Origin of the sequence: Gemmobacter sp. (assembly GCF_016792925.1) — a bacterium.
Classification (GTDB): Bacteria; Pseudomonadota; Alphaproteobacteria; order Rhodobacterales; family Rhodobacteraceae; genus Gemmobacter.
The window spans coordinates 1-17996 of the sequence record NZ_JAEULU010000207.1 but is presented as its reverse complement, the minus strand read 5'-3'; the positions used below and the strand labels follow the sequence as shown (position 1 = coordinate 17996).

Genomic DNA, 17996 nt, shown 5'->3' with positions numbered 1-17996 from the left:
CGCAGGGTGAATGACGAAAACCGAATCCATCCGGGTGAGGCGGAACACCTTTTCCACCGTGGGCGTCAGCCCCGCCAGCTCCAGCCGCCGGTCGGGGCCGAGCAGCTTCATCACCGCGACCACGGCACCCAGACCCGAACTGTCAAGAAAAGCCACGCGCGACATGTCGAGCATCACCCGCCCGGTGCCCCGTGTCGCCAGCTCGCGCATCGAATCCTTGAACTGGATCGCGCCGGCGGCGTCGATCCGTTCCTCCATCACCTCGACCAGCAGCAATCCTGCCGATTCGCGTGCCGAAAGTTGCATCCCATGGCTCCTTCAGTGGTCAAATGGGCACCGATCCTCATGGGCAGGCTAACCGCCGAGTGTTAGCAATCGGTAACCAGCCGCGGAAAAAACGCGCAATTTGTCAGGAGACATGATGACCCTTGATTATCCCGATCTCGCTGCCCGTATCCGGGCGCTGTGCCATGGCGAAACCGATGTGGTGGCCCTGATGGCCACGGTGGTCTGCGAGCTGCATCACAGCCATCCGCTGTCAGACTGGACCGGCTTTTACCGGGTGACGGGGCCGGAGATATTGAAGATCGGGCCCTATCAGGGCGGGCATGGCTGTCTGGTGATCCCGTTCTCGCGCGGGGTTTGCGGCGCGGCGGCACGGACGGGGCAGGTGCAACTGGTGCCGGATGTCGATGCCTTTCCGGGGCATATCGCCTGCGCCTCCTCCACCCGGTCAGAGCTGGTGCTGCCGGTGCGCAACAAGGCCGGGGTGCTGCTGGGGGTGCTGGACCTCGACAGCAACACGCCTGCGGCCTTTACCGAGGCGGATGTGACCGCCTTGACGGCTATTCTGGCAGAGGTTTTTGCCGAGGCCAGCTAGGCGCGCGGGCGTGACTTTGGCCTGCCTTTGTGGCAGGCAAGGGTATTCGGTATCGACCCAAAACAGGAGGCCATCTTGGCCCTGAGTTTCCGGCAGACAGAGATCCTCGCCCTGGCGCGCAGCGAAGGTCGCGTGGTGGTGGAGGCGCTGGCGGATCGCTTTGGCGTGACGCTGCAAACCATTCGCCGCGATCTGACCGATCTGGCCGAGGCAGGCCATCTGGACCGGGTGCATGGCGGGGCGGTGCTGCGCTCGGGCGTCAGCAATATCGGCTATGAGGAGCGGCGGGGGCTGAACGATGGGGGCAAGGCCGCCATCGGGCGCGCCTGCGCGCAGGCGATTGCCGATAACAGCTCGATGATCCTGAATATCGGCACCACCACCGAGGCCGTCGCGCGCGAGCTGTTGCAGCATCGCCAGATCACGGTGGTGACCAATAACATGAATGTGGCCCATATTCTGGTCGCCAACCCCTCGTGCGAGATCCTGCTGGCGGGGGGCGCGCTGCGGCGGTCGGATGGGGGACTGGTGGGCGATCTGGCCTCCAGCTTCATGCAGCAATTCAAGGTGGATGTGGCGATCATCGGCATCTCGGCCATCGACCCGGATGGCGACCTGATGGATTACGACATGAACGAGGTGCGGGTGTCGAAGGCGATCATCCGGCAGGCGCGCAAGGTCTGGCTGGTGGCCGACAGTGCCAAGCTGACGCGCAGCGCACCGGTGCGGCTGTGCAATCTGGCCGATCTGGATGCGGTGTTCACCGACCTGCCGCTGCCCGAGCCGCTGATGCAGCTTTGTGCCGAGGCGGGCACGGCGGTGCATGTGGCAGGGGCCGAGGATCAGGGCTAGGCGGCGCCCCCTTTCGAGGGCGCCGGGGCATCATCTCAGGCCTTGGCGAGGCCGATACCTTGCAGCGCGGCCTTGATTTCATCAAGGATCGCAGGGTCGTCAATGGTGGCGGGCATCTTGAAGGCCTCGCCATCCGCGATCTTCACCATGGTGGCGCGCAAAATCTTGCCCGAGCGGGTCTTCGGCAGGCGCTCCACCACCAGCGCGCGCTTGAAATCCGCCACCGGGCCGATCTTGTCGCGCATCAGCTTCACACAGTCTTTCACCACATCATCATGCGCCCGCGCCGTGCCGCGCTTGAGGCAGAGGAACCCCAGCGGCGACTGGCCCTTGAGCTGATCGGCCACGCCGATCACCGCGCATTCGGCCACATCGGGATGCGAGGCCAGCACCTCCTCCATCGCGCCGGTGGACAGGCGATGGCCAGCCACGTTGATCACGTCATCGGTGCGGGCCATGATATAGAGATAGCCATCGGCGTCGATATAGCCCGCGTCGCCGGTTTCATAGAAGCCGGGGAACTGGGTGAGGTAGGATTTCTTGAACCGTTCCTCGGCGTTCCACAGCGTCGGCAGGGTGCCGGGGGGCAGCGGCAGCTTGATGGCGATGGCGCCCAGCGTGCCGGGAGAAAGCGGATGGCCGCCCTCATCCAGCACCTGCACATCATAGCCCGGCATCGGCACCGAAGGGCTGCCCAGCTTCACCGGCAATTCCTCGATCCCCAAGGGGTTGGCGGCAATCGCCCAGCCGGTTTCGGTCTGCCACCAATGGTCGATCACCGGCACTTTCAGATGTTTCTGCGCCCATTGGATCGTGTCGGGGTCGGCCCGCTCGCCCGCGAGATACAGCGCCTGAAGGTGCTTCAGATTGTATTCGGGGATAAACGTGCCCTCCGGGTCGTCGCGGCGGATGGCACGCAGCGCGGTGGGGGCGGTGAAGAAGCTTTTCACCTTGTTCTCGGCAATCACCCGCCAGAAGGTGCCCGCATCGGGGGTGCCCACCGGCTTGCCCTCAAAGACCACGGTGGTGCAGCCCGCGATCAGCGGCCCGTAGGTGATATAGCTGTGGCCCACCACCCAGCCCACATCCGAGGCCGCCCAGAACACATCGCCCACGCCGACATTATAGATGGCGCGCATCGACCAGTTCAGCGCGACCAGATGGCCCGCCGTAGGGCGCACCACGCCCTTGGGCGCCCCGGTGGTGCCCGAGGTATACAGGATATAGGCCGGGTGGTCGCCCTCGACCGGTACACAATCGGCGGGTTCCACCCCATACTGGAAGGTGTGCCAGGCGACATCGCGGCCCTCGACCAGCTTTGCAACCTCTTGTTCGCGCTGGAAGATCACGCAGAAATCCGGCTTGTGGCTGGCCAGATCAATCGCGCCATCCAAAAGCGGCTTGTAATGCACGATGCGGTTCGGCTCGATCCCGCAGGAGGCCGCGATGATCGCCTTGGGCTTGCAATCGTCGATCCGCACCGCAAGCTCATTGGCGGCAAACCCGCCGAACACCACCGAGTGAATGGCGCCCAGACGCGCGCAGGCCAGCATCGCCTCCAGCGCTTCGGGGATCATCGGCATATAGATGATGACGCGGTCACCCTTCGCCACGCCCTTGGCGCGCAGGGCGCCTGCCAGGCTGGCGACGCGGATTTGCAGCTCGGCATAGGTGATGCCTTTGCGCAGATGGGTGACCGGGCTGTCATGGATGATCGCCAGCTGGCTGCCGCGCCCGGCCAGAACGTGCCGGTCCACCGCGTTCCAGCAGGTGTTCACCTGCGCATCGGTGAACCATTCGTAAAGCGGCGCGCGATCGGCGTTCAGCGCTTTGGAGGGGGGCTTCACCCAGTCGATCGCGCCCGCAGCCTTCATCCAGAAGCCCTCGGGATCGGCTTTCCAGCTGTCGTAAATGTCCTTGTATGCCATTGTATGCACCCTCCTCCACTCTGTCGATTTGTTACGCGAGCGAGCGGGCGTGACGCAACGCTGTTACCGATCACGCAGGGGAAACGGATTGAAAAATTTGCAGAAATGCGGCGTGGCTGGCCGCAAAGTTTTGCAAACTCTGGCTGGCTGCCAATTTTTATTGGCCGGTGGGCGGAGTTTGCAAAGTTTTCACAGTTTGCAGCTTTTGGCGCCGCCAAAGTGAGTCGTGCCTTGGATGGTGCCGGTGGGGTTGAAGTCCCGGCGCGGGCCGGGGCTTCGCATGTCAAAAAGGCTGACCCATCACCAGCCCCTTCTCTCTGCTTTGCGCTCAGCCGTAATGCGCGACCGGCGTGCCCGCGATGGCCGAGACGTTCAGCAAGCCGCGCGCGGTAATCGAGGGCGTCACGATATGCGCCTTGTTGCCCATGCCCATCAGGATCGGCCCGACCTCCAACCCGCCCGCCTTCATCCGCAGGATATTGCGTGCGGCATTGGCGGCATCGGAATAGGCGAAGATCAGGATATTCGCGGCCTTGTCCAGCCGCGCGCCGGGGAACATGCGGGCGCGCAGCTCCGGGTCCAGCGCGGCGTCGATGCTCATTTCGCCCTCATAGACGAAGTTGCGGGTCTCTGCGTCCAAAATGGCCATGGCATCGCGCATCCGGCGGCCGCTGTCAGTATCCAGATTGCCAAAGTTGGAATGGCTGCACAGCGCCACCTTGGGCGTGACGCCGAACCGCTTGGCGTGACGCACCGCCCCCAGCACCGATTGCGCGATCTGTTCGGGCGTCGGCACCGGGTTCACCTGCGTATCGGCGATGAACAGCGGGCCGTCCTCCATGATCATCAGGCTGAGCGCGCCATGCGGCGAGAGGCCGTCGCGCCCCAGCACTTCGGTGACATATTTCAAATGCCACAGATATTGGCCGAAAGTGCCGCAGATCAGGCTGTCGGCATCGCCACGATGCACGGCAATGGCGCCGATGGCGGTGGTGTTGGTGCGCAGAATGGCGCGGGCCAGATCGGGGGTGACGCCGCGCCGGGCCATCAGCTCGTGATAGCTGCCCCAATAATCGCGATAGCGCGCATCGTTTTCGGGGTTCACGATCTCGAAATCACGATCTGGGCGGATCGGCAGGCCCGCGCGTTCGGCCCGGCGGGCGATCACATCCGGGCGGCCGATCAGGATCGGCTTGTCGGTGGTTTCCTCCAGCATCGCATTGGCGGCACGCAGCACGCGCTCGTCTTCCCCTTCGGCAAAGATGATGCGGCGGGTGGCCTGACGCGCGGCGTCGAAGACCGGGCGCATGATCAGGGCGGATTTGAACACCGAGCCATTCAGGCGCTCGCGATATGCAGCCAGATCCTCGATGGGCCGGGTGGCGACGCCGGTTTCCATCGCGGCCTTGGCCACAGCCGAGGCGACAACCCCGATCAGCCGCGGATCGAAGGGTTTCGGGATCAGGTAATCGGGGCCGAAAGACAGCTTTTCGCCGCGATAGGCGGCGGCGGCCTCGGCGCTGGTGGTGGCGCGGGCCAGAGCGGCGATGCCCTCGATGCAGGCCAGCTGCATCGCATCGTTGATCTGGGTGGCCCCCACATCCAGCGCGCCCCGGAAGATGAAGGGGAAGCACAGCACGTTATTGACCTGATTGGGAAAATCGCTGCGGCCCGTGGCAATGATGGCCCCCGGTGCGACCTCGCGCACGGCATCGGGCAGGATTTCCGGCGTCGGGTTGGCCAGTGCAAAGATGATCGGATTTTCTGCCATGCGGGCAACCATTTCAGGTTTCAACACGCCGGGGCCAGAAAGGCCCAGGAACATGTCGGCGCCGTCGATCACCTCATCCAGCGCCCGCTTGTCGCTGGCCTGCGCATAGGCGGCCTTTTGCGGGTTCATATCGACCTCGCGGCCCTCATAAACGAGGCCGTGAATGTCGCAGAGCCAGACATTCTCGCGCTTCACCCCCAGTTTCAGCAGCATGTTGAGGCAGGCAATGCCCGCCGCGCCGCCGCCGGTGGAGACGATCTTGATATCCTCGAACCGCTTGCCCGCCACATGCAGCGCATTGGTGGCCGCAGCGCCGACCACGATGGCGGTGCCATGCTGGTCATCGTGGAAAACCGGAATGTTCATCTTCTCGCGGCAGAGCTTTTCCACGATGAAGCAATCGGGCGCCTTGATGTCCTCCAGGTTGATCGCCCCGAAGGTCGGCTCCAGCGCGCAGACGATCTCTGCCAGTTTCACCGGGTCCGGCTCATTTAGTTCAATGTCAAAACAATCAATATTGGCGAACTTCTTGAAGAGGACGGCCTTGCCCTCCATCACCGGCTTGGAGGCCAGCGCGCCGATATTGCCAAGGCCCAGAACGGCGGTGCCATTCGTAACCACGGCAACCAAATTTCCCCTTGCGGTGTAACGGCTTGCGGTGGCGGGATCGGCCTTGATCTCCAGGCAGGCCTCGGCCACGCCGGGGCTGTAGGCGCGGCTCAGGTCACGGCCATTGGCGAGGGGCTTGGTGGCGCGGATCTCCAGCTTTCCGGGCTTGGGGAATTCGTGGTAATCCAGCGCTGCCTGCCGCGCATTGTCCTGCCGTGCCTCGTCCATGCCGTCCTCCCGAAAAACTGGTTTGGCCTTAAACCATCTGAAATGCCGCGCAACCCTGATAGCGCTAACGGCCCTGCTCCCGATGATGAGTGTGGCGCATTTCCGCCCGCTTGCAATGGTGGAAAACCACAAGTCACCTATCCGAAAACGGTAAAGGCCACGCGCCCCGCTTGCGCCCGGACGGGCGCTGCCGCACAATCATGACCGGATGGTCAAAGGGAGCCGCAGATGACATTGCGAGATGCCGCCGCGCAAGTGCGCGAAAACGCCTATGCGCCCTATTCGCGCTTTCAGGTCGGGGCGGCGCTGCGCACGCCCGAGGGCGCGGTGCATGTCGGCTGCAATGTGGAGAACGTGGCCTATCCCGAGGGCACCTGCGCCGAGGCTGGGGCCATCGCGGCCATGTGCGCGGCGGGAGATCGCGAGATCGCGGAGATCTGCGTGATCGCCGACAGCCCCGAGCCGGTGCCACCCTGCGGCGGCTGCCGCCAGAAGATCGCCGAATTTGCCAGGCCCGAGGTGGTGGTGACGCTCTGCACCACCGATGGCAAGGAAAAGCGCATGACCGTGGCCGAGCTGCTGCCGGGCGTGTTCACCCAGGCCCACATGGCGCGCACATGACCGATGCGCGCAGCGTCATCGCCACGATCCGGGATGGCGGCACGCCAAAGCCCGACGCCTTGCGCTGGTTCGCGGCGGGCCTCGCCTCGGGCGCGGTCAGCGATGCGCAGGCCGGGGCCTTTGCCATGGCGGTGCTGCTGAAAGGCTTGGGCGAGGCGGGCCGGGTGGCGCTGACCAAGGCGATGCGCGACTCGGGCGAGGTGCTGGCTTGGGATTTGCCCGGCCCGGTGATCGACAAGCATTCCACCGGCGGGATTGGCGACTCGGTTTCGTTGCTGCTCGCGCCTGCGCTGGCGGTCTGCGGGGCCTTTGTGCCGATGATCTCGGGGCGGGGCCTGGGCCATACCGGCGGCACGCTGGACAAGCTGGAGGCCATTCCCGGCTTCCGCACTGGCCTGGACGAGGCGGCGCTGCGGCGACAGGTGGGCGATATTCGCTGCGCCATCGTGGCGGCCAGTGGCCAGATTGCCCCCGCCGACAAGCGGCTTTATGCGCTGCGCGATGTGACCGGCACGGTGGAGAGCATCGACCTGATCACGGCCTCGATCCTGTCCAAGAAACTGGCGGCGGGGCTGGAGGCCTTGGTGCTGGATGTGAAGCTGGGCTCGGGCGCGTTCATGCGGGATATGGCGCAGGCCGAGGCTTTGGCGCGGGCGCTGGTGCGCACCGCCAATGGGGCGGGCTGCAAGACGGCGGCGCTGATCACCGATATGGATCAGCCGCTGGCCTCCAGCGCCGGCAATGCGCTGGAAGTGCTGGAGGTGATGGAGACACTGACCGGGGGCGCGGTGAATGCGCGGCTGTGGGATTTGACCTGCGCACTTGGCGGCGAGGTCTTGGGCCTGTGCGGCATTGCCACCGATGCCGAGGAGGGCGAGGGGATGATCGCCGAGGCGCTGGAAAGCGGCGCGGCGGCGGAGCGTTTTGGGCAAATGGTGGCCGCGCAGGGCGGGCCGCTGGATTTTGTGGATTGTTATGCCGACCGGCTGCCCTCGGCGCCGGTGGTGGTGGATGTGGCCTGCGAAGGCGAGGGCGTGGTGCGCGCGATCGACGGCTTTGCCCTGGGGCAGGCGGTGGTGCATCTGGGCGCGGGCCGCCTGCGCGAGGGCGCGCGGGTGAACCCGGCGGTCGGCCTGTCGGATTTGGTGGGGCTGGGGGCGACCATGCAGCGCGGATTGCCCTTCGCGCGGGTCCATGCCGCCAATCCGGCCCAGGCCGAGCGGGCGGTGGCGGCAGTGCGGGCGGCCTATTCCTTGGGTGAGGCGGCAGAGCTGCCGCAACTGGTGGTGAAAAGGGTGAGTGCATGAGCCGGGCGTTTCTGATCGTGCTGGATTCCGCAGGCATTGGCGGCGCGCCGGATGCGGCAGAATTTTTCTCGGGCGGCGTGGCCGATACCGGCGCCAATACCATCGGCCATATCGCGCAGGCCTGCGCCGGGGGCCGGGCGGAGGAGGGGCGTTCCGGCCCGTTGCGCCTGCCGGTGTTGGATGGCCTGGGCCTTGGGGCCGCGATCCGGCTGGCCTCGGGGCTGGAGGCCCCCGGTCTTGGGGCACAGCCACAAGGGCTATGGGGGGCTGCCACCGAAATCTCGCGCGGCAAGGATACACCCTCCGGCCATTGGGAGCTGGCGGGCGTGCCGGTGCCCTGGGATTGGACCTATTTCCCCGATACCCGTCCCGCCTTCCCCGAGGCGCTGGTGGCAGAGGTCTGCCGTCTGGCGGGCGTCACGGGCATTCTGGGCAATTGCCATGACAGCGGCACTGCGATCATCGACCGGCTGGGGGCCGAGCATCTGCGCACGGGCTGGCCGATCTGCTACACCTCTGCCGACAGCGTGTTGCAGATCGCGGCGCATGAGGAGGCCTTTGGGCTGGAGCGGCTGGTGCAGCTGTGCCGCGACCTTGCGCCCAGCCTGCATGCAATGAAGGTGGGCCGGGTGATCGCGCGGCCTTTCACCGGCACCGAGGGCGCCTTTGCCCGCACCCCGAACCGCCGCGATTTCGCCATCGCCCCGCCCGCGCCCACGCTGCTGGATTGGGTGCAGGGGGCCGGGCGCGTGACCCATGCCATCGGCAAGATCGGCGACATCTTCTCGCATCGCGGCATTTCCCAGCTGCACAAGGGCAAGGACGATGCTGCCCTTTTCGATCATCTGGACCGCATGGCCGAGGTTGCCGAGCCCGGTTCCTTGACCTTTGCGAACTTTGTGGAGTTTGACAGCCTTTACGGCCATCGCCGCGATGTCTCGGGCTATGCCCGCGCGCTGGAATGGTTTGACGCCCGCGCAGGCGGCTTCCTCGCGCGGTTGCGCCCCGGCGATATGGCCGTATTCACCGCCGATCACGGCAATGACCCGACCTGGTTTGGCACCGAACACACCCGCGAATGCGTGCCGGTTCTGGTGGCGGGCAAGGGGGCGGGCAAGATCGGCGCCTGCGGATTTGTGGATGTGGCGGCCTCGGTCGCCGCGCATTTGAATGTGCCCGCGCAAGGGCCGGGGAGATCGTTTCTGTGAAAGACCTGCCGAAACTTGAGCTGCACCTGCATCTGGAAGGCGCGGCGCCGCCCGCCTTCATCTGCGGGCTGGCTGCCGAGAAACATGTGGATATTTCAGGCGTTTTCGATGAAGGCGGCCATTACAGCTATACCGATTTCTGGCATTTCCTGAAGGTTTACGAGGCCGCCACCTCGGTCTTGCAAACGCCCGAGGATTACCGCCGCCTGACGCTGGCCGTGCTGGAGGAAAGCGCGGCCCATGGCGTGATCTATACCGAAAGTTTCATCAGCCCCGATTTCTGCGGTGGCCGCGATCTGGCGGCCTGGCGCGACTATCTGGCCGCCATCGAGGATGCCGCCGCCGAGGCGCAGGCGAAAATGGGCATCACCCTGCGCGCCATTGTGACGCCGATCCGTCATTTCGGGCCGGAAAAGGCGCGCGAGGTGGCGATCTGTGCCGCCGAGACGGCGGGGCGCTTTGTCACCGGCTTTGGCATCGCAGGCGACGAGAAGGTGCTGGACCCCAAGGATTACCTCTGGTCCTTCGATTGCGCCCGCGAGGCTGGGCTTGGCATCACCGCCCATGCGGGCGAATGGCGCGGGCCAGAGCATATCCGGGCGACGCTGGCCGCGCTGAACCCCTCGCGCATCGGCCATGGCGTGCGCGCCATCGAAGATCTCGCGCTGGTCGATGAACTGGCCGAGCGCGGCACGGTGCTGGAGGTCTGCCCCGGCTCCAACATCGCGCTTGGGCTTTACCCCGACTGGCGCAAGCACCCGATCGGGCAGCTGTTTGACCGGGGCGTGAAGGTCACTGTCTCGACCGATGATCCGCCTTTCTTCCATACCACCATGAGCCGCGAATGGGATCGGCTGGCCGATGCGCTGGACTGGGATCAGGGCGTGTTCGAGACGCTGAACCGCACTGCCCTTGACGCCGCCTTTTGCGATCCCGAGACCAAAGACAAGATTGCCAAGAAACTGGAGCCCCGCGCATGACCGAGCATCTGACCGTCGTTGATCACCCGCTGGTGCAGCACAAGCTGTCGATCATGCGCGACAAGGAAACCTCGACCGCCGGGTTCCGGCGGCTGCTGAAGGAAATCAGCCTGCTGCTGGCCTATGAGGTGACGCGCGGGCTGGAGATGACGACGACCCGCATCGAGACCCCCTTGCAGCCGATGGACGCCCCGACGCTGGATGGCAAGAAGCTGGCGCTGATTTCCATCTTGCGCGCCGGGAATGGCCTGCTGGATGGCATTCTGGAGCTGATCCCGGCGGCGCGGGTGGGCTTTGTCGGATTGTATCGCGACCCGGAAACGCTGCAACCCGTGCAATATTACTGCAAACTGCCCGATGCGCTGGCCGAGCGCACCTGCATCGTGGTGGACCCGATGCTGGCCACCGGCAATTCCAGCGCGGCGGCGATTGATCTGCTGAAGGCGCAGGGGGCGAAAAACATCCGTTTCCTGTGCCTTCTGGCCGCGCCCGAGGGGGTTGCCCGCATGAAAGAGGCGCACCCGGATGTGCCGATTGTCACAGCTTCGCTCGATAGTCACTTGAATGATCACGGTAATATCGTGCCCGGCCTAGGGGATGCGGGCGACCGGATGTTTGGCACAAAATAGAGGGATAAGCCCCTTTACTCGGAAACAATCCTGCGCCAGAATCACCCTCACGCTACATGGGGGTAGTCAATGCTTCGCAAGTTTGTCACGGCTGCGGTTCTCGCGGCCGTATCCGGGATTTATTCTGTTGACGCCCAGACCGTGTCGCAGATCGGGGGGCCGAAAGAACAGCCCCCGGCAGGTTTCAAGGGGCAGATGTATGTCGACAGCCGGGGCTGCGTGTTTCTGCGCGCCGGGCTGAATGGCAATACAAGCTGGGTGCCGCGCGTCAGTCGTGATCGCAAGGCGCTGTGTGGCTATCCGCCGACGGCTGCCGCCATGGCGCGCCCGGTCGAGGTGGCCACTCCGGCCGAAATCGCGGCCCCCGCGCGGGTGGCCGAGGCTGCGCCTGCGCCGCGCGCCACCGGCAAGCCGCTGAACACCGTGGCAAGCGTCAAGACCCCGCCGTCGATCCGCGCTGCCGGACCGTCGCGCCCGGTTGACCCCTATCTGGCGCGGGCGCTGCCGGCGCAGATGGCACCGCAAGGCGTTGTGGTGGCGCCCGCTCCGGTCGTGGTGGCCGCAGCTGCCCCCCGTCAGGGTGCCGAGGTGGTGATGCCCGCCACCCGGCTTTCGGGCAATCGGATCGGCTGCTATCAATCCGCGCCGGTGCCGCGCGTTGTCGCGCTGTCGAATGGCGGCTCGGCGGTGCTTTGCACCAAGGGCGACGGCTCGCTGGTCGGGCTGCGCGCGCCGGTCTATGCCAAGGTCGCCATGGGCGAGGGCAACCGTGTGGGCGCCGGGCTTTATGAGCCGGCGGGCGTGCCCGTGGCGCGGGGTAATATTTCGGCCGATCAGTTGGGCAATTCGCATCGCACCACGGTGGTGGTCAGCCATGCGGCGCCGGTGGCCTCGGCGCCGGGCCGGGTGGTGGTGCGCAGCAGCGATCTCACCAATCCGCCGGTCGTGGTGCCCGAGGGCTACAAGCTGGCCTGGCGCGATGATCGCCTGAACCCCTATCGGGGCATGGGCACCGCACAGGGCCAGGCGCAGCAGGATCAGGTCTGGACCCGTCAGGTTCCGGCCCAGTTGCAAGGGCAGAATGGCCGTATCGTGGTGTCCAGCAAAGGTCAGGCCGCAGCGGCGCCGGTGCGGCTGCGGGTGTCCTCCAAATCCGAGCCTCAGGCGCAGGTGACCCCGGTGCCGCAAGTGCGGGCGGTGCGGGCTGGCGGGCTTTATGTTCAGGTCGGCACGTTTGGCGTGCCCGCCAACGCCGAGGGCGCGCGCGCCCGTCTGCGCGCCGCAGGTCTGCCCACCGGCACGGCGCAGGTGAACAAGGGCGGCAAAGCGCTGCAAATGGTCATGGCCGGGCCATTCGGCGATGCCGGTTCGGCGCAGGCCGCCTTGAACGCCGCCCGCGCGGCGGGCTTCGGGGATGCCTATATTCGATAAGGTTTGGTGGTCGCAGGCGTTTCCAAAAACACGGGCAGAACAAGCCTTGCCCCCGGATCTCGGTCCGGGGGTTTTTCTTTTGCGGCGCGCTCAGTCGGCGCAGATGGCCTGAAGGCTCAGCCAATCGGCATCGGGCATCAGCGGCAGCGCCTCGCGCCGGGCCATGGGATCGGCCTCGATCAGCGGCAGCACGCTTTCTCCGCTGGGGTCCACCACGCGGGCATAGGGGGTAGAGGGCAATTGCGCCTGCCCAAACCGCGCCAACAGCGTCTCGGTATTCACCGGGGCGGGCGTTTGCAGGCTGAGGCTGCGGCCATAGCCCTGCACCGCCTCCGGCTCCAGTTCGCCCGAAGTCAGCAGATGCAGCGTGGCAAAGAACCCGGCATGGTTCAGCAGGCCCAGCATCGGGTCGGTGGCCTTGGCGCGGCTTTCCTCGACCAGGGCAAAACCGGCTGCGACCTCGGGGCCAGAGGCGCTCTCGATCAGGCTGCGATGCAGGGCAATGAAGCCGCCCGGCAGATGCAGCGCCCGGGCCTGACCCTCGCGCAGGATCACGATTTTCGGCGCCGTCGGCCCGAACAGCCGCGCCGACAGCCGATCCAGCGCGGCCTGACCGGAGGGATCGGTGCAAAGGCCGGTCACCTGCGTCAGATCGGCCAAGGCCATGCGCCCGATGGCAAGGCGCGAGGCCGGAGGCAGCATGGAGGCCGTGTGATTGACCAGCGCGCCGGGCAACAGCGCCCCCATGACCAGCGCAATCACTGCACTGGCGCCAAACAGCAGGCTGCCGCGCAGCCGCCCCGGATTGGGCCTGTCGGCCGCCAGCGCGTTGCGCACCTTCTCCAGCGCCTCGACCATCAGCGCGTCGTCCAGCTCCAGCGTTTCCAGCGCATCCTGACCGGGGGCGTAAAGCGCAGGCTCCTCGCCGGGATTGAGCCGCTCGACCGCGGGCAGGGACCAATGCGACAAGGCCAGTTCGCTGCGCGGGTCCGAGATGGTCAGGCTGCTTTCGCCAAAGGCCACGATCACCTCGCGGCGCTGCAATTCCGGCGCCTCCCGCCAAAGGCCGGTCGCTTCAAGTTTGGCAAATTGCTTGAGCGCGGTGCTGCGCATGTCTGGCCTTAACTGCCCATTTTGAACAGCTTAGCGGTTGGCCGCGCATCGCACAACCGCATCGGCGGGAAGCCGCCTGTTGCCAGCGGCGTCGGGGGGCTGTCTGCCCCCCACGGCCTTCGGCCTCCCCCCGAGGATATTTTTGAACAGAAAATGAGGAAGAGCAGAGCCTCTGTCATTTTCTGTTCCTCACTATCCTCAGGGCGGGGCGGGCGCTTTGCGCGCCCCCCGATAGCTGAGGGCCGAAGGCCCGAGGGGGCGCGAGCGCCTCCTTGCGCGATCAGCGCCTGGCGCTCCGGCTCATTTCTGCTGGGCCATCAGTTTGGCCACGGCGCGCAGCTCGAATTTCTGGATCTTGCCGGTAGAGGTTTTGGGCAGGTCGCAGAACACCACCGCCTTAGGCGTGGCAAAGCCTGCAAGACGGGCGCGGCAATGGGCGATCAGCTCGGCCTCGGTCGCGGTCTGGCCCGGTTTCAGCTCGACAAAGGCGCAAGGAACCTCGCCCCATTTCTCGTCAGGTTTGGCCACCACCGCGCAGAGGCTGACGGCGGGGTGGTGCATCAGCGCGCCCTCGACCTCGACCGAAGACACGTTCTCGCCGCCGGAAATGATGATGTCTTTGGCGCGGTCGGTGATCTTGAGATACCCGTCCGGCGTTTGATAGGCGATGTCGCCCGAGCGGAACCAGCCGCCCTTGAAGGCTTCGGCTGTGGCGGCGGGGTTCTTGTAATAGCCCTTCATCACCAGATTGCCGCGCATGGCGATCTCGCCCAGATGGGCGGCATCGCGCGGCACCGGGGTGCCGTGGCTGTCATGCACGGCGGCGCCGTCCAGCATCGCCATGGCAACGCCGGTGCGGGATTTCAGGGCGGCGCGGGCCTCGCCCTCGGCGCTGTCCCATTCCGGTTTCCACAGGCATTCGGTGGCGGGGCCATAGGTTTCGGTCAGGCCGTAAACCTGTGTGACGTTGAAGCCCAGGGGTTCGATGGCGGCGAGGGTGGCGGCGGGCGGCGGGGCGCCTGCGGTGAAAACCTCCACCACATGATCGAAGGGGCGGCGGTCTTCGGGTTTGGCGTTGATGATCGTGTTCAGCACGATCGGGGCGCCGCCGAAATGGGTGACGCCCTCATCGGCGATGGCGTCATAAATGGCTTTTGCCGTCACATCGCGGCAGCAGACCAGCGTGCCGCCCATCATCGGCACCAGCCAGGGCTGGACCCAGGCGTTGCAATGGAACAGCGGCACGATGGTCAGCACCTTGGGGAAAAGCTGCATGCGCCAGGCGATCACATTGGCCATGGTGGCGAGATAGGCGCCGCGGTGGTGGTAAACCACGCCCTTGGGGCGCCCGGTGGTGCCGGACGTATAGTTGATTGCGAGGCTTTCCCATTCATCCTGCGGCAGGTGCCAGGCGAAATCGGGGTCGCCCTCCGCCAGTAGCGCCTCATAGTCCAGATAGGGGCCGCGCGGGGTAAAGCCCGCCTCCTGGTCGCAGACCTCGATGATCTGCGGCGCAGTGCCTTCCATCTTCAGGATGGCGGCCTCGGCCAGCGGCAGCAGGGCGGTATCGACCAGCGCGATCCTGGCCCCGGCGTGGCCGAAGATATAGCCGATGGTGTCGGCATCCAGCCTTGTATTGATGGTGTTCAGCACGGCGCCACAGGCGGGCACGCCGAAATGCGCCTCGGCCTGTTGCGGAATATTGGGCAGCAGCGTGGCCACCACATCGCCGGGGCGAATGCCGCGCCGTGCCAGTGCCGAGGCGAGGCGGGTCGCGCGGGTGGCATAATCGGCATAGGTCAGCCTTGTGCCCTTCCAGACCAGCGCGACCCGGTCGGCATGGATGTCGGCGGCGCGTCTCAGATGCGACAGGGGGGTGAGGGGCACGTAATTTGCGGCGTTTTTCTCCAGCCCGGTCTCATCGGCAAGCCATCCCATGCGGTTCCCTCCTCAAGTTGACGGATCATGTCGCTTTTCGGCGGGCAGAATGGGGGCGAGTTGCGGCAAAGGGAAGGGCGGGCAAAAGGAAATTGCGCAATGACAGTCGCTAACATGCCGGATCGAACTCTTGCTGCGGCGGGTTTGGTGCTGGTCTATGCCATGGTGATCGGCTTCACCGACAATTATGTGCAGGTGATCGCGGCGGATGCGGGGCTTTGGCAGTTCCATGCGACTCGGTCTGTCATGGCCTGGGCGATCCTGCTGGCGCTGATGCTGCCCTTCGGTTTGCGGCTGCGCCCGCGCAATGGCCGGGCGGTGGTGGCGCGTTCGGCCATCCATGGCACGGCGATGCTGATCTATTTCGGCGCGCTGGCCTTTTTGCCGGTGGCGCTGGTCGCGGCTGGGCTGTTCACGGCGCCGATCTTCGTGCTGCTGATCTCGCGCTTTGCCTATGGGCACCCGATCGGGCCGGTGCGAATTCTGGCAGTGGCCATCGGGTTTGTGGGGGTGTTGCTGGTGCTGGGCCCCGAGGCCATGGGCGGTGCCAGCCTTGCGGCACTGCTGCCGGTGCTGGCCGGCGCGCTATACGCGCTTGGCAATATCGCCACGCGTGAATGGTGCGCCGGGGAAAGCGCCGAGACCCTGCTGGGCGGGTTCTTTCTGGCGCTTGGCCTGTTGGGGGCCATCGGTATGGCGGTGCTGAGCCTTTGGCCGCTGGAGGCCGCGCCGGGGCCGGAGGGCTTTGTGCTGCGCGGCCCGGTCTGGCCGACCGGCAGCTTTCTGTTCTGGACCTTCGTGCAGGCCGCGGGCTCGCTGCTGGGGGTGGGGATGATGATCAAGGCCTATCAGCTGGCGGATGCCAGCCGGGTGTCGGTCATCGAATACATCATCCTGCCCGCCTCGGCCTTCTGGAGCTGGCTGCTTTGGGGGCAGACCCTCGGGCCGGTGGCGATCCTGGGCATGGTGCTGATCGCGGCAGCGGGCATGATGATTGCCTTGCGGGCGCGGGGTTCGGGGCAGGGCTAGGCCTCGACCGCCTCGCGCCAGTGGCGGCGGCAGAGGCTGACATAGGTGTCATTCCCGCCGATCTGCACCTGTTCACCATCTTTCAGGGCGCGGCCATCGGCGCCGCGCCGGATGACCATCGTGGCCTTCTTGCCGCACTGGCAGATGGTGCGCACCTCGCGCATCTCGTCGGCCCAGGCCAGCAGCGCCGCCGAGCCGGGAAACAGCTTGCCCTGAAAATCGACCCGCAGCCCATAGCACATGACCGGCACGCCCAGATCATCCACGGCGCGGGCCAGTTGCCAGACCTGCGGCTCGCTGAGGAATTGCGCTTCGTCAATGAAAACGCAGGCGACAGGCCCGATTTCCAGCCGGGATTTCAGCTTTTCAAACATATCGCAGCTGGCGCCAAAAGTATCGGCGCTTTCGCCGATGCCGATGCGGCTGGCGATGCGGCCCGCCCCTGCGCGGTCGTCAAACCGTGCTGTCATCAGATAGGTCTGCATGCCTCTTTCGCGGTAGTTATGCGAGGCTTGCAGCAGGGCGGTCGATTTGCCCGCATTCATGGTGGAGTAGTGAAAGTAAAGCTTTGCCATTCCAAGCCTGCATCCGCTGTCGCGCCTGCGATAGCGGAACTTGCCCGCCCGGCCAAGAGTGGCCGTTGCGGGCTGCACCGTTACTGACAATGGCAGGACGGCCCCGCCGAAACATCACAGACACAGCGCGTTTCCAAATTGCACTCGTCATCACCAGCCGGAGTCCGCAAAGGGCCCGCCGCAAGACAGCCTTCATGAAGACTGCCGCCCCAGAGAGCCAGAGTTACGGCGGACCCTGCCTGCGGCCCCGACGCTGGGGACGCCGGGCGCAAGCGGGGATCCGGTTTCCCGGACCCTGAATCTGCATGACAAACCCCTGCCATCCGATTAATGGGAAAAGGAAATGGCTTTTCCCCCGGCGCGATCTCGCGGGGTTTCTGGGAACAAACTATGTCAATTGCCAGCTATCTGAAAAAGCACACCGAAGCGCTGGTGAAGGATGTCGGCATCGAGGCCGCCTGCGAACTGACCGGGAAATCGAAGGCCACCATCGGTCGCTATTACTCCGATCAGGATGAACACGGCGACCGTTTCATGCCGATTGACGTGGTGGCACAGCTGGAATCGGCGGCGCGCTTTCCGCATGTGACCTCGGCCTTGGCCGATCTGCGCGGCATCACGCTGAGCTATGATGGCGAACGGCGCAACGCCCAATCGGCCGGGATCAATTCGGATGTGGTGGCCCTCGCGCAGCGCTTTGGCATGCTGATGGCCGAATACAATTCCGCGATCGGCGATGGCAAGATTTCGGTCAACGAGGCCAAGCGGCTGCTGCGCGAGACGCTGGCCATCCAGCAGGTGCTGCTGGAGATGAAGCTGAACCTGGAAGAAGAGGCGAGCTGATCGCCCGACTTGTAACGAAAATGGCGTTGCGGCGGATAAGCCCAAAAATTTTCT

16 protein-coding genes are annotated in these 17996 nt (G+C 65.5%); 10 read left to right on the top strand and 6 right to left on the bottom strand.

Features of this window, described 5'->3' with window-relative positions; genetic code table 11:
- On the bottom strand, positions 1-306 hold a 306-nt coding region (locus JNN06_RS09880), incomplete at its 3' end, for an STAS domain-containing protein (protein ID WP_291239423.1).
- 115 nt (positions 307-421) lie between these two features.
- On the opposite strand from JNN06_RS09880, the gene JNN06_RS09875 reads away from it, so the two are divergent.
- On the top strand, positions 422-880 hold the full coding sequence (locus tag JNN06_RS09875) for a GAF domain-containing protein (protein WP_291239422.1): 459 nt from the start codon (positions 422-424) through the stop codon (positions 878-880).
- A 75-nt stretch (positions 881-955) separates the two neighbouring features.
- On the top strand, positions 956-1732 hold the full coding sequence (locus tag JNN06_RS09870; protein ID WP_291239421.1) for a DeoR/GlpR family DNA-binding transcription regulator: 777 nt from the start codon (positions 956-958) through the stop codon (positions 1730-1732).
- Positions 1733-1767: 35 nt separating this feature from the next.
- On the opposite strand, the gene prpE is transcribed toward JNN06_RS09870, so the two are convergent.
- Both prpE and JNN06_RS09860 read right to left on the bottom strand, forming a co-directional pair.
- Positions 1768-3660 carry a propionate-CoA ligase PrpE gene (gene prpE / locus JNN06_RS09865; RefSeq protein ID WP_291239420.1) on the bottom strand — a complete coding sequence of 631 codons (1893 nt, stop codon included), beginning with the start codon at positions 3658-3660 and terminating at the stop codon, positions 1768-1770.
- Between the two features lie 328 nt (positions 3661-3988).
- Positions 3989-6268, bottom strand: a complete 2280-nt coding sequence (locus JNN06_RS09860) for an NADP-dependent malic enzyme (RefSeq protein WP_291239419.1) — start codon at positions 6266-6268, stop codon at positions 3989-3991.
- Between the two features lie 228 nt (positions 6269-6496).
- Between JNN06_RS09860 and JNN06_RS09855 the strand changes: the two genes are divergently transcribed.
- The 6 genes from JNN06_RS09855 to JNN06_RS09830 all read left to right on the top strand — a co-directional run bounded on the left by JNN06_RS09855 (position 6497) and on the right by JNN06_RS09830 (position 12444).
- Complete coding sequence (locus tag JNN06_RS09855) at positions 6497-6889, top strand: cytidine deaminase (RefSeq protein WP_291239418.1); 393 nt, start codon at positions 6497-6499, stop codon at positions 6887-6889.
- The gene (locus JNN06_RS09850; RefSeq protein ID WP_291239417.1) at positions 6886-8196 is read left to right on the top strand and encodes a thymidine phosphorylase; all 1311 of its coding nucleotides are present in this window, start codon (positions 6886-6888) and stop codon (positions 8194-8196) included. Before JNN06_RS09855 ends, JNN06_RS09850 begins: the two co-directional genes overlap by 4 nt.
- On the top strand, positions 8193-9404 hold the full coding sequence (locus JNN06_RS09845) for a phosphopentomutase (protein WP_291239416.1): 1212 nt from the start codon (positions 8193-8195) through the stop codon (positions 9402-9404). Before JNN06_RS09850 ends, JNN06_RS09845 begins: the two co-directional genes overlap by 4 nt.
- Positions 9401-10384 (top strand): adenosine deaminase, encoded by a 984-nt coding sequence (locus tag JNN06_RS09840; RefSeq protein WP_291239415.1) that lies wholly within the window; start codon positions 9401-9403, stop codon positions 10382-10384. The genes JNN06_RS09845 and JNN06_RS09840 overlap by 4 nt, the downstream gene beginning before the upstream one ends.
- Positions 10381-11013 (top strand): uracil phosphoribosyltransferase, encoded by a 633-nt coding sequence (upp, locus tag JNN06_RS09835; protein WP_291239414.1) that lies wholly within the window; start codon positions 10381-10383, stop codon positions 11011-11013. Before JNN06_RS09840 ends, upp begins: the two co-directional genes overlap by 4 nt.
- A gap of 141 nt (positions 11014-11154) precedes the next feature.
- Positions 11155-12444 carry an SPOR domain-containing protein gene (locus JNN06_RS09830; protein WP_291239413.1) on the top strand — a complete coding sequence of 430 codons (1290 nt, stop codon included), beginning with the start codon at positions 11155-11157 and terminating at the stop codon, positions 12442-12444.
- A 90-nt stretch (positions 12445-12534) separates the two neighbouring features.
- Here the strand turns inward: JNN06_RS09830 and JNN06_RS09825 are convergent, their stop codons facing one another.
- Both JNN06_RS09825 and JNN06_RS09820 read right to left on the bottom strand, forming a co-directional pair.
- Positions 12535-13557, bottom strand: coding sequence for a hypothetical protein (locus JNN06_RS09825; protein WP_291239412.1), 1023 nt, complete (start codon positions 13555-13557; stop codon positions 12535-12537).
- 300 nt (positions 13558-13857) lie between these two features.
- Complete coding sequence (locus JNN06_RS09820; protein ID WP_291239411.1) at positions 13858-15495, bottom strand: AMP-binding protein; 1638 nt, start codon at positions 15493-15495, stop codon at positions 13858-13860.
- Positions 15496-15594: 99 nt separating this feature from the next.
- Between JNN06_RS09820 and JNN06_RS09815 the strand changes: the two genes are divergently transcribed.
- The gene (locus tag JNN06_RS09815; RefSeq protein ID WP_291239410.1) at positions 15595-16524 is read left to right on the top strand and encodes a DMT family transporter; all 930 of its coding nucleotides are present in this window, start codon (positions 15595-15597) and stop codon (positions 16522-16524) included.
- On the opposite strand, the gene JNN06_RS09810 is transcribed toward JNN06_RS09815, so the two are convergent.
- On the bottom strand, positions 16521-17099 hold the full coding sequence (locus JNN06_RS09810) for a thymidine kinase (protein ID WP_291239409.1): 579 nt from the start codon (positions 17097-17099) through the stop codon (positions 16521-16523). The two genes, JNN06_RS09815 and JNN06_RS09810, sit on opposite strands and share 4 nt — an antisense overlap.
- Before the next feature lie 390 nt (positions 17100-17489).
- On the opposite strand from JNN06_RS09810, the gene JNN06_RS09805 reads away from it, so the two are divergent.
- Entirely contained in the window at positions 17490-17942 is a 453-nt protein-coding gene (locus JNN06_RS09805) for a hypothetical protein (protein WP_291239408.1), read from the top strand.
- Positions 17943-17996 lie beyond the last annotated feature (54 nt).